This window comes from Fluviicoccus sp. (genome assembly GCF_030646115.1).
GTDB lineage: Bacteria > Pseudomonadota > Gammaproteobacteria > Pseudomonadales > Moraxellaceae > Fluviicoccus.
In genome coordinates, this window is sequence record NZ_JAUSMX010000008.1 from 112644 (window position 1) to 125089 (window position 12446).

The following is a 12446-nucleotide window of genomic DNA, read 5'->3' on the forward strand; positions in this document are numbered from 1 at the left end:
AGAGAAATTCGTCGGTCACGCTGGGGGTTCCTGAATCAGAGGGCCGCATGGCCCTGAACGCAGTAATGATGTATCAATTGCTTGAGCCACAACAAGAGCGGGGAGATATTTTTGATGTCCAGATATTCATTGGGCTGGTGTGCGGTTTCAATGCTGCCCGCGCCCAGAATCACCGTATCCATGCCCAGTTGGCGGAAGTAGGGCGCCTCGGTGCCGAATGCGACCGATCCGGCCTCGCTTTGGGTCAATTTCTCCACCATTTGCACCAGCGGCGAATCCGCCGGGGTCTCGGCAGCGGGCGTGCCTTCAAAAATGGGCTCGTAGAGCACCGTGACGCCGAACTGCGCCGGAATATCACGGATGCGCTCGCGGATGCGTTGACGCAGGTCATCGGTGTCCATGCCCGGCAGCGGCCGCAGGTCGAATTGCATCTCGCATTGGCCGCAGATACGGTTGGGGTTGTCGCCGCCGTGGATGCAGCCCAGGTTCAGGGTGGGGGAGGGGATGCTGAAAGCCGGGTTACGGTATTGCTTCGCCAGCTCGGCGCGGAAGGCCATCAGCCGCTGCATCACCACGGTCATGGCATCGAGGGCATTGTTGCCCAGCGATGGGTCGCTGGAGTGTCCGGAGTTGCCGGTGATACGCACGCGCTCCATCATCACGCCCTTGTGCAGGCGTACCGGTTTCAGGCTGGTGGGCTCGCCAATGACGGCAAAGCGTCCGTTCGGCCGCCGGCCTTCCACCAGCGCCTTGGCCCCGGCCATGGAGGACTCTTCGTCACAGGTGGCGATAATAATAAGAGGGGCTTTCAGCGGGGTCTTGCTGTAGGCTCGGGCGGCGTTGATGGCAGCGGGGAAAAAGCCTTTCATATCGGCGATGCCCAGGCCGTAAAGTTTGCCGAAACGTTCCGTGACGGTGAACGGGTCGCTTTTCCACAGTTGCCGGTCGAAGGGGACGGTGTCGGTATGGCCCGCCAGCACCAGCCCGCCTTCCCCGTAGCCCAGGGTGGCGATAAGGTTGGCCTTGCCCGGTGCAACGTGCATTATCTCGCAACGGAATCCGGCGGCTTCCAGCCACTCGGCAAGCAGGCTCACCACCGGCAGATTCCCCTGGTCCAGTGTCGGGTCGGTGCAGGACACGCTGGGCAAGGCGACCAATTGTGAAAGCTGTTGGAAAAAAGTCTTGTCCATGAAGGGTCGGAGAGGGTGGGCTGTCGGTTTCCTGAGGATACGCAACCTGGCCGCCAGATGCAAAAAACCGCTTGCCATTGCGGCAATATAAAGTGTGACACGTCATACAAAATGCATTGGGTGCGGGTCAAGGCTACATTCGTCGCCGAATTTTGACCGTTCATCCAGTGTGGGTGTTTGTGCAAAGCGCGTCACAAAATTCCCTGATACGATTACACAATGTTAACCAGAGTCGATGACGTAGTTTTGCGTTTGCGTTCATGCGGATGTCACGGTCTCTTGTTAATGTGTTTCGTAAATGAATTAACATTTATTGAACACGATACGGGTTAGCGTTGCCGCCCAATAGCAGATGGTTCATGCCAAGATGCCGGATTCCATAGCTGCTCCTTGTGAGGTTTGTATGCGTTTCAGTTCTACGGTCGTCAAGTTCCTGCTGGCCTTCACCGTTTCATTCAGTTTTATGGCTCATGCGGCCCCTGCGGCCGAACCAGTCAAGGTTGCTCTTCAGGCCTTCAAGGTGGTGGATGTCAACGGTAAGGAAACCTTAACCGAAAGCAAGACCGCCAAGCCAGGCGAAGTCCTGGAATACCGGGCGGTCTACAGCAATGTCAGCAAAAAGATCATCACCAACCTGGCTGCCACCCTGCCGGTGCCCGTCGGGATGGAGTATGTGGCGCTGTCAGTGAAGCCTGCCGGTGCTCAGGCATCCACAGACGGCAAGGTTTTTTCTGCCATGCCGTTAACGCGCAAGGGTGCGGACGGCAAGACGGTTCCGGTTCCTTTGACTGATTATCGCGCCCTGCGGTGGACGGTGTCGTCCCTGACGCCGGGCAAGCCGTTTGAAGTCAGCGCCCGCATGCGTGTCAGCGCAGTGGCAGCCGGTAAATAAACCCGGTTTGTTATTGAGAATTTTGTGATTCGGAGTTATTGCTCCGGGTCCAAATAATGGGTCGAAATCCGCGAGGGTTCGCGTATCACGGCCTTAAGCAGGAGCAGGACGCTCACTGATTTTCTTGCACACGGAAACGGTGAGCGGTGTCGGCTCCTGTGGGCTGGCAAGGCAAAATGAAATAATCCAAGCAAAACTTTGGGGGAGTACTTCCTATGCGTAAAACTACCAACAACCAGGCCCGCAACGCCTGGCGTCTCAATCCGCTGGCCCTGTCGGTCGCTCTGGTTCTGGGTGGCGTGTCCGCTCAAGCCCTGGCGGTTGCGCCGGATGCCGGCCAGACCATCGGCAACATCGCGACCGCGACCTATACCGACGGTTCGGGTGTGGTGCGTCCCGCCACGTCCAATCCCGTGTCCACCACTGTCCTGCAAGTTGCCAGCTTCACGCTGGACGCCACGCAGACCAAGTATGTGACGCTGGGTGGCCAGGTCGTGTATCCGCACACCTTGACCAACACCGGTAACGGCACCGACACCTTCCGCCTGACCGTGGCCCAGACCACCAACGGCGCTGGCGACGTGTTCAACCTGAACTCGCTGGCCATCTATGCCGATGCCGACGGCAACGGCGTGCCGGATAACGCAGTCAACCTGGCCGGCACGGACGTTTCCCTTAACCGCAATGACGTCTTCACCTTCGTGGTGGTGGGTTATGCGCCGGGCACCGGGTTGGTCGACGCTGACACTTCCATTGTCACCGTCACCGCTGACTCGCGGGTATTCCAGGCCGTTCCGGCCGATGATCCTGCCAACATCAGCAATGTCGACACGGCCATCCTGACCGCTGACGCCGTCATCAATGTCACCAAGTCGGCGAACGTGACCCAAGGCCCCACCGGCACCGTCATTGAATACACCATTACCTATACCAACGTTGGTAACAACACCGCCACCGGCGTGACGTTGACCGATGCTGTGCCCGCCGGCACTACCTACCAGCCCAACACCGGTTCCTGGAACGGCGGGGTTCAGACTGACGGCGCTGATGCCGATGTGTTCTCTGAAGCTGCGGGCACCATTACCGCCGCCGTGGGTTCCGTGGCTCCCAATGTCACCGGCCAAATCAAGTTCAGTGTCATTGTTGACGCGACAACGGCCCCAGGTTTCCTGACCAACACCGCCGAATACACCTATGATCCTGATGGTGCTGGTCCAAAGGGGGATATCGGCCCGACACCGTCCAACGACGTGCTGTTTGAAGTGCTGCAAACCCGTAATGTCGGCGCCAACGATGACGCCGTGCTTGAAACCGACCTGGGTGTTGATGACCGCGTCGAGCAAGGCCCGGTGCTGCAAGGCGCTACGGTTACCTTCGAAGACTATATCTGGAACCAGGGCAACGGTACCGATACTTTCAACATCACCTACGCCAACACCAGCTTCCCGGCGGGCACCTCCTTCACGCTGTATCAGGCCGACGGCCTGAACGTGCTGCAGGACACCAACGGTGACTTCATTCCGGATACCGGCCCTGTGGCCGCCGGTGCAGGTTACAAGGTTGTCGTCAAGGCCGTGTTGCCGGGTTCCGTGTCCAGCGGCACCAACCTCGACATGGTCGTAACCGCCACTTCCACCGCTACCGGCGTTATCTTGGTTGCGGGCGATCAGGACGACACCGTCACCAACCGTGTCACCAGCATCATTGGCAGCACGGTTGACTTGCAAAACGCCGGCGGCTTGGCAACAGGCACTGGCGCAGCCAATGAAACCGTTGGCGGCGATGGCACCACACCGTTCACCACTCAAACCGTGAATCCGGGCAATAATGCCAGCTTCGTGCTGAATGTGGTCAACACTTCCGCCACGGCTGACAACTACGGCTTCCTCGCGGATCAGGACGGCGTTTTCGGCGGTGTGGATGATCTGCCTGCCGGCTGGGCCGTGACCTACTATCAGGACGGCGGCGCAGGTGACTGCTCCTCCTACGGTGCAGCCATTGTCAACACTGGCACCATTAATGCTGGCGCTACCGGCACCTTCTGCGCCGTGGTCTCGGTCCCAGCCAATGCTGCTCCGGTGACGGCGCAGGAAGTCTGGTTCCAAACCACCTCGCCGCTGACCGGCGCCACGGACAAAAAGCTGGACGCCCTGTCCGTGAATACGGTTCGTGACATCCAGATCACCACCAACAACAGCAACACCGTCTACCCGGGTGGTACGGTGGATTATGTCCACATCATCACCAACAACGGTAACGTGCTGGAAGGTGATGGTGCTGGGGAAGTGGTGCTGTCAGCTGCTAACTCCACGGTTGGTGTCAATGCCTGGAACACCCAGTTGTTCTATGATGCCGACAACAACGGCGTACTGAGCGTAGTGGAAGCGTCGACTCCGATTTCGGATATCAGCGCCTTTACGTCGAACCTGGCCGTTGGCTTGGCTCCGGGAGAATCCATCCGGATCTTCGCCCGTGTCCAGTCCAACGTCAACGCCAACCCGGGTGACACCGATGTGGCAACCATTACCCTCACCACCACCGGTGCGGTCAATAGCGTGGCTGCTCCGGCTGCTGTGCTCAACACCGACACCACCAGTGTCATCGGTGGTCAGGTGCGTCTGGTCAAGACCCAGGCTCTGGATGCAAACTGTGACGGAACGGAAGATGGTGGCGGCTTTGTGCTGACGCCGTTGACCGCCAAGCCCGGCGCTTGCATCATCTACCGTGTTGTGGCCGAGAACCAAGGTGTTTCCCCTGCCACCAACGTGGTGGTGAACGACACCACGCCGACGTACACCACGCTGGATACTGCGGGCGGTCGTCCGACGGTTACCGGTGCCGGTAACACCATCACCGCATCGCCGGGCAATAACAACGCCGGTAACGTGCAGGCCACCATCCCCAACCTGAACGGTGGTGCTTCCGAAACCATCGAGATCGGTGTGCAGATCGACAACTAAGACCGCAAGGTCAAGGTTGACAGGCCAGGGAAGGCCATGTAATACCGGGAGCTTGCTTCGGCTGGCTCCCGCTTTTAATTATCAATAAAACCTAAAAATTCCGGAAATATTCCATGCGGCTACTTCGCTCACTCCAGTTCACCGGCTTCGCCTTGATGGCGTTGCTGTGTGTACTTTTGGGGTTGAGCGGGGCAGTGCAGGCTGCGCCCCTCGCGGGGGCGGCCATCCGCAATCAGGCGACCGCCCAATACGATGATCCGCAAACCCTCAATAACAAGCTTTTCGCCACTTCCAACACCACCATTGTCAATGTAGTTTCCGCCAGCCTGACCCCGGCGCCGCTGATGACTGTTGGTCCCGGAACGCCGGTGACATGGTGCCACTCTCTGACAAATACCGGTACGCTGGCTGATACCTACACCCTGACCGCCACTGATCTTGGCGGCGACAGCGGCATCCTGAATACATTAACGTTGGTGGAGGACACCAACGGTAATTGTGTGGAGGATGCCGGTGACCGTGTAGTTGCCAATGGCGGCACGGTGACCGTGAATTTCGGGGCCGCCAAATCGGCCAGCCTGTTGGTCAAGGGTACGGTTCCCGCTACGGCGGACGAAGGCTTCCTTTATAACGTCCGCATCACCGCCACCAGTATCAGTGATTCTACGCTGGTGTTGGTGCGCAACGATCAGGTCCGTGTTTCCGGGCCGCAGATTGAACTGGCCAAAAAAGTCAGCGCCGCCACTGCCAAGCAGGGCGATGAATTGACATATACACTGACCATTTCCAATCGCAATGCCTATGCCGCCATTCCGGTCATGGTCAGTATCGATGGGTCCATCGTCCCGCGCATGGTGGTGGATGACCCCGTTCCGGCCAATGTGCGCCTGAATGCCGTTCCGGTTTATGCCGGTCCGGGCAAGGTGATCTATCACCTGGCGGAAACAGCCTCCGAGTTGTATGTCACGACGCCTCCGGCTGATCTGACCCGGGTGGATCGCTTGGGTGTTGCCTATGAAACATTCACCGGCAATCAGGTGGATGAGCTGAATTTCAAGGTGCTGGTGCTGGCCAATGCGGTCAAGACGACCTTGACCAACCAGTTCCGCTTCCTGCACCGTTTGGGTGATGCCGACCGAGAGCTGATTTCGCCCAAAGTCGAAACCGTGGTCGATGAGGCGGGCAAGCTGCCCAGCCTGGTCAACAAGGACAGCCAGTACGCCGACCTGCAACTGCGCATCGGCTTGGGTGAGGAGTTGTTTCTGGAAGCCACCTGCTCCGTCTGCAACACCCAGTCCGGTCGTCGTGATTATCTGGTGATCCGGGTGCATTCCGGCAACAACCCCAAGAATGACGGCATCAAGAATGCCCCCCTGATCGCGTTTTATGATCCAGCGGGAAAAGACTCGGTAGTAGTCACTGCCTATGAAACCGGTGCGAATACCGGGGTTTTCCGGGTCGTGGCCTTTGGTGAGGATACTTCCAAGACCGTCACCATCGGCATTCCCACCCACAGTTATGTTGGTGGACCCGTTGACGGTAGTGACAACATCCTGGAAACGGTACGTCACGACATCCTGATCGCCAATATTCTCTATTGCATCAATCCGGACCTGTCGCACGGCCAGAACGTCAATGTCTCCGCCAATGTATTGGTGGACCCCTTCGGCGTGGTGTTTGACAGCAGCACCAACGCCCCCATTGCCGGCGCCCAGGTGACGCTGGTTCGTCTGGTCGGTGGCGTGGAAAGCCCCAATACCACCTTTGTCTATGATGACAACGGCCGTCAGTGCAGCCCCAATCGTGATCCGCTGGCGGCGGCGGACTGCTTGGGCTCCATTTCCACCACAGCGGACGGCAAATACCGCTTCCCGCTGGTGGAGCCGGGCGACTATGTCCTGAAGATTACGCCGCCGGCCACGCATATTTTCCCCAGCAACGTCGTGATTCCGGCCGGTTTCATGCGGGTGGTGGTGGTGGGTTCACGGGGGGAGGGCTTCTCCGTGACTCCCGGTCGCGGCCCGGTGGAAATTGATATTCCGCTGGACCCGCAACTGGCTGCGGCCACGCTGTTTGTGCGCAAGTCCGGCAATCGCACCACCGTCGAAGTGGGCGAATTTGTCGATTACACTGTCAATGTCCGCAATGCCGGCAAGGCGGTGGCTACAGCCGTACAGGTCGAGGACCGTCTCCCGGCCGGTTTCAGTTATGTGCTCAATTCCGCCCGGGTGGACAATGTCGCCATGGAACCGGTGATCGGCGGCGGCATCATCCGTTTCAATCTCGGCAATATGGCCGGTAGCCTGGAAAAAGTCATTCGCTACCGCCTGAAGGCCGGTGCGGTGGCCCGCATGGGCAATGCCGTGAACCAGGTTTCAGCGTTTGAAAACATTCCAGGCGGCAACCGCTCCAATGTCGCGGCTTATACAGTCCGGGTGTTGCCCGGCGTATTTACGTCGGAAGCGTATATCACCGGCAAGATTTACACCGATTGCAATCGCGACGGGGTGCAGGGACTGGAAGAGGTCGGCGTCCCCGGTGTGCGCCTTTATCTGGAGGACGGCACTTTTGTTGTCAGCGATGTGGAAGGTAAATTCGACTTCTACGGACTGCGCCCAAAGACTCACATGCTGAAACTGGATCGCACCACCTTGCCGCGCGATATTGAGTTGATTGAGCAAAGCGTGCGTCACGGCGGCGACCCGGCCAGCCGCTTTGCAGACTTGAAGCCTGCTGAAATCCATAGGGCGGATTTTGCCGTCACCAGTGGCAGCGGTACCTGCGAAGGACCGGGCATGGAAGAAATTTTCCAGCGCCGCGCCGACGGCGATGGCGTGATTGGCGAGCTGGAGCGCAATCTCAAGGTGGACCTGCCGGTGATTCCGGTTGTGGTCAGTGATGTGCGTTCCCTGCCCGCCAATGGTTGTCTCAATGGCGACAGCAAATGCGGAACCCATGGCAAGGCATATCTGCCGGAGTTGAGCGAAGCGATCAGTGCATCAGTCAAGGCAGGCCGTGTCGAATTGACCGAGTTGGAAAGTTACTTGCCGGGAGCGGACCGCAGCGCCGCCATCCTTAACCTGAAGGAGGGTGATATTCTGCCAACCACCCAGACGGTGATTCAGGTCAAGGGCACGTTGGGAGCTACCATGATGCTCACCGTCAATGGTCGCGAAGTCCCGTTCAAGCGTGTCGGCAAGCGCATCACCGTGCAGGACATCCGCGTGGAAGGGCGGGAATATATCGGTGTGCAACTGGACCCGGGTCTGAACCGCATTGAATTGAAGCAGGTAGACGCCATGGGCAATCCGCGCGGTGAAGCGGCGGTTTCCGTGGTAGCCCCCGGTGCGTTGTATGCCCTGAAAATGCTGGCTCCGGCGAAGTCGCTGGAGGCCAATGGCGAAAGCCGTCTGCCCGTCAGCCTCATCCTGCACGACAAGGATGGTGTTCCTGTCACCAGCCGCACCCAGATCACGGTGGAAGCCAGCGCCGGCCGCATTGCCGAAAAGGATCTGGACCCCAAGCAGCCCGGAACCCAGTTGTTTGTGGAAGGCGGCGAAACCACGCTGACCCTCGTGGCTCCGACGACGCCCGGCGAAGGGGAAGTGGTGGTGCGCACCGGTATCCTGAAGGAAACCCTCAAGGTTAAATTCGTCCCTGAATTGAGGCCGATGATTGTGGCCGGTATCGCCGAGGGCATGATCAGCCTTAAGGACTTCGACAGCAGCAAGATTTCCCCGGCCATGGCTTCCGACGGTTTTGAAGAGGAACTGAACAACCTGGCCGGCAGCAATGACGGCAAGCTGAACGCCACCGGCCGCATGGCTTTCTTCCTGAAAGGCAAAGTCAAAGGCGAGTACCTGCTGACCATGTCCTATGATTCGGACAAGGACAAGCAGCAGTCGCTGTTCCGCGATATCCGTCCGGAAGAATACTACCCGGTTTACGGCGATTCGGCCGTGAAAGGCTTTGACGCCCAGTCCACCGGCAAGCTGTATGCACGACTGGACAAGGGCCGCTCCTACGCATTGTTCGGCGACTACAATACCCGCATCGAGAATGCCAAGGGTCTGGAACTGGGTCAGTACAACCGCTCGCTGACCGGCCTGCGCCTGCATCATGAGACCGAAAAGTCCAGCACTACCGCTTTTGCCGCCCAAACGAATGCCAACCAGACCACGCTGGAAATCCCGGCGCAGGGCGTATCCGGCCCCTATGCCTTGCCCGGCATCAATGGCCTGCTGGTGAACAGTGAGAAAGTGGAAATTCTGCTGCGGGACCGCAACAATCCCGGTTTGATTATTTCCACGCAGTCGCAAACCCGTTTTCTCGATTATGAATTTGAGCCGCTGACCGGCAGCCTGATTTTCAAGGGTCCGGTGCCCAGCCTGGACGCCAACCTCAATCCTTACTCCATCCGCGTGACGCTGGAAGTCAGCAACAACGGGCCTGAGTATTGGGTGGGCGGCGTTCAGGGCCAGCATCAGCTGACCGAGCGCCTGAGCGTGGGCGCCGCCGTGGTGTCGGAAGACAATCCGGTGGATGCCTATCAGTTGGGTAGTGTCAACGCCTCCTATAAGTTGACAGCGGATACGACGGTCGTGGTTGAAGGAGCCTCATCCGACCGCGACAGCAAAGGTGTGGGCGCTGCTGGCCGCATTGAAATCGTGCATGAAAAGGGCACGGATTACTGGCGTGTCTTCCACGGCCAGAGCGAAAAAGAGTTCGATAATACGGCTGCGCCGCTGACGGCCGGCCGCGAGGAAAGCGGCGCCCGCCTGCGCCTCAGTCTCGAAAAATGGGGCATGTTCCGCGCCGAAGCCTCCCGTACCGCCGATGCCAACACTTCCGGTGTGCGTCAGGGGCTGAAGCTCAGCCTGGAAAAGCGTCTCAACGAGATGCTGGCCTTGGAAATCGGCTCGCGCATTTATGACGAAACCAGCGCACCGGCATCATCAAGCAGCCTGGGTTCCACGCCTTATGAAGGCGTGACCGCCTGGCTGAAGATGAATGCCCAGTTTGCCGCCTTGCCCGGTGCATCCGCTTTTGTCGAATATGAGCAGGATGTGGACAACTCGGAGCGTCAGGTGCTGTCGGTGGGCGGTGATTACCGCTTGGGTACCCAGGGCCGCCTCTATGCCCGTCATGAACTGATTTCCAGTCTTTCCGGCGGCAACGGCCTGAACGACACCCAGCAGCGCAACACCACCGTGGTTGGCGTTGAAGACGAATACATGAAGGACGGCCGGGTGTTCAGCGAATACCGGGTGCGTGACGCCATTTCCGCCACTGAGGCCGAAGCGGCCATCGGCCTGCGCAACCGCTGGTATCTGGCGCAAGACGTGCGGCTCAGCACCAACCTGGAGCGGGTTTCCACCCTGAAAGGCACCACCGCCAACGATGCCACCGCCGTCAGCCTGGGCCTGGAATATCTGGCCAACCCGCTGTGGAAAGCCACCGGCAAAGTTGATTTCCGCTGGGCGGACACCGCAGACACCATCCTCAACCAGCTGGGTATTGCCTGGAAACTGAACCGGGACTGGACGTTGCTGGCCCGCAACACTTTCAGCCTCACCGACAACAAGAATGTCGGCAACAAGGTTCTGGACCGTTTCCAGACCGGTTTTGCCTGGCGGCAGGTCGATACCAACCGCTGGGATGCATTGACCAAGCTGGAATACAAGATCGAAGACGACCGCTCGCAAACCGTTGCCATCGACCGTGACGCCTTCATTTTCTCCACGCACCTCAATTACCATCCGGTGCGCCGTCTCACCCTGTCCGGCAACTATGCCGGTAAATGGGCCACTGATAATTCCGGCGGTATTGCCGCCGACAGCACCACGCACATGGTCGGCGCCCGCGCCATCCGCGACCTGACCGAGCGCTGGGAGGCCAGCGTGCAGGGCGGACAAATCTGGGGCGACGGTGGCCAGAAGCGCTATGTGCTGGGTGTGGAGTCCGGATACATGGTGATGACCAATTTCTGGCTGTCCGCCGGTTACAACTTCCTGAACTATGACGACGGTGACCTGGTCGGCAATGACTATACCGTGGACGGGTTCTACCTGCGTTTCCGCTTCAAGTTTGATGAAGATTTGTTCAACGCACGCAAACCCGGCATCAACAAGACTCTGGAGCCTGAAAATGTCCGCCCCTAACCCAAGCCGCCTGGCGACATTGAGCCTGTGTTCCGCCCTGTGGCTGGCGGCCGGCGCCGTGCATGCGGAAGACTCTGTCGTCCAGCCCCAGGAAACCCGCATCAGCGATGAAGTGGTGCATGCCGACCTGACCGGCCTGAAGCTGCTGCAGGACCGTATTGCTCGCCTGAATGCCGGTGGTGTCGGCGCAGACAACTATTATCTGGTCAAGGCGCAGGCCTGGCTGGATTTTGCTTATCATGAATATTATGAGAATGACCGCAGCCAGGTCATTGAGCAGGCCGTCGGGCAATCCGCCTGGCTGGTGGGGCAGATGGAAACGGCCGTGGCCAATATAACCCTGGACACGCCGGTGATTGAGCAATCGCAACGCCTGCGGGAAGATTTGTGGACCATTGCTGCCGACATGAAGCGTCATCAGGGATTTGCCTGCGCCGCCGCACCCTTGGCCGAAATGGAAGTGCGTCTGGTCTGGGCAGGTCACGAGAACAAGGAGTTGGGTTGGCGTCATGCCCGTGAGCACTTTGCCGCCGCCGAGCGTTTGGCAAAGCGCGCCCGCAAACTGGCGGATAACTGTGTTTGCCCGCCGGAAGCCACCAAGCCTTGCCCCATCGCGGAAACGCCGCCGGCCGTCGTGGAAACCCCGGTTATGCCGCCTCCGGTTGTTCCGGTGGTCACTCCCGAGCAGCCGCCTTCGCTGTTGGTGAATGTGCCGCGCAACGTGCACTTTGCCCTCGACAAGTCCGATATCAGCGGCGGGTCGGTCGTGGTGCTGAAGCGTGTCGCCGAGATCCTGAAAGTCTACCCGCACATGACCATTACGCTGGAAGGGCATACCGATTCCCGCGCCAGCAAGGGTTACAACCTGAAGTTGTCGAAGCGGCGGGTGGATGCCGTGCGCAACTACCTGCTGAAGCTGGGGGTGTCTGCCGACCGGATGACCACGATTGCCATGGGTATGGAGCGCACTCTCAGTGCGGAAAGTGATGCGCTGATGAATCACGCCCTAAGCCGCCGGGTTGAGGTTGCGTATTTTGGCGAGAAGATCGAGTCGTATGCGCAACGGGATGACCTGCAGCTTGAGGCGGCCCGTCAGGCAGCGAAAAAAGCCAAGGCCAAGGTTAAGGCCAGAAGTAAAGCGGGCAGGAAGACTTCCACCACCAAGGCAAGGCCTGGGCGTAAATAAGCGGAGTCTGTACCATGCGGTCTCGTAGATGGGGAGGAGCCAGGCTCCTCCTGACAT

At 59.1% G+C, this 12446-nt stretch carries 5 protein-coding genes; 4 read left to right on the forward strand and 1 reads right to left on the reverse strand.

Translation table 11 applies throughout. The annotated features are described in order from the left end of the window. Nucleotides 1–35 precede the first annotated feature (35 nt). Nucleotides 36–1190: an acetylornithine deacetylase gene (gene argE / locus Q7T36_RS04780; RefSeq protein ID WP_304844598.1), complete on the reverse strand. Its 1155-nt coding sequence runs from the start codon at nucleotides 1188–1190 to the stop codon at nucleotides 36–38. A 403-nt stretch (nucleotides 1191–1593) separates the two neighbouring features. Here argE and Q7T36_RS04785 point away from each other — a divergent pair, with 403 nt between their 5' ends. The 4 genes from Q7T36_RS04785 (at nucleotide 1594) to Q7T36_RS04800 (ending at nucleotide 12389) form a co-directional block, all read left to right on the forward strand. Continuing rightward, the gene (locus Q7T36_RS04785; protein WP_304844600.1) at nucleotides 1594–2082 is read left to right on the forward strand and encodes a hypothetical protein; all 489 of its coding nucleotides are present in this window, start codon (nucleotides 1594–1596) and stop codon (nucleotides 2080–2082) included. A gap of 215 nt (nucleotides 2083–2297) precedes the next feature. Then, nucleotides 2298–5042 carry a hypothetical protein gene (locus Q7T36_RS04790; protein WP_304844602.1) on the forward strand — a complete coding sequence of 915 codons (2745 nt, stop codon included), beginning with the start codon at nucleotides 2298–2300 and terminating at the stop codon, nucleotides 5040–5042. A gap of 113 nt (nucleotides 5043–5155) precedes the next feature. Next, the gene (locus Q7T36_RS04795; RefSeq protein ID WP_304844604.1) at nucleotides 5156–11203 is read left to right on the forward strand and encodes a hypothetical protein; all 6048 of its coding nucleotides are present in this window, start codon (nucleotides 5156–5158) and stop codon (nucleotides 11201–11203) included. Next, the gene (locus Q7T36_RS04800; RefSeq protein ID WP_304844605.1) at nucleotides 11190–12389 is read left to right on the forward strand and encodes an OmpA family protein; all 1200 of its coding nucleotides are present in this window, start codon (nucleotides 11190–11192) and stop codon (nucleotides 12387–12389) included. Before Q7T36_RS04795 ends, Q7T36_RS04800 begins: the two co-directional genes overlap by 14 nt. Nucleotides 12390–12446 lie beyond the last annotated feature (57 nt).

What these genes read in the sequence shown, in the direction of transcription:
- Q7T36_RS04800 (WP_304844605.1), top strand. Translation starts at nt 11,190, where the DNA reads ATGTCCGCCCCTAACCCAAGCCGCCTGGCGACATTGAGCCTGTGTTCC.
- Q7T36_RS04785 (WP_304844600.1), top strand. Translation starts at nt 1,594, where the DNA reads ATGCGTTTCAGTTCTACGGTCGTCAAGTTCCTGCTGGCCTTCACCGTT.
- argE (WP_304844598.1), bottom strand. Translation starts at nt 1,190, where the DNA reads ATGGACAAGACTTTTTTCCAACAGCTTTCACAATTGGTCGCCTTGCCC.
- Q7T36_RS04790 (WP_304844602.1), top strand. Translation starts at nt 2,298, where the DNA reads ATGCGTAAAACTACCAACAACCAGGCCCGCAACGCCTGGCGTCTCAAT.
- Q7T36_RS04795 (WP_304844604.1), top strand. Translation starts at nt 5,156, where the DNA reads ATGCGGCTACTTCGCTCACTCCAGTTCACCGGCTTCGCCTTGATGGCG.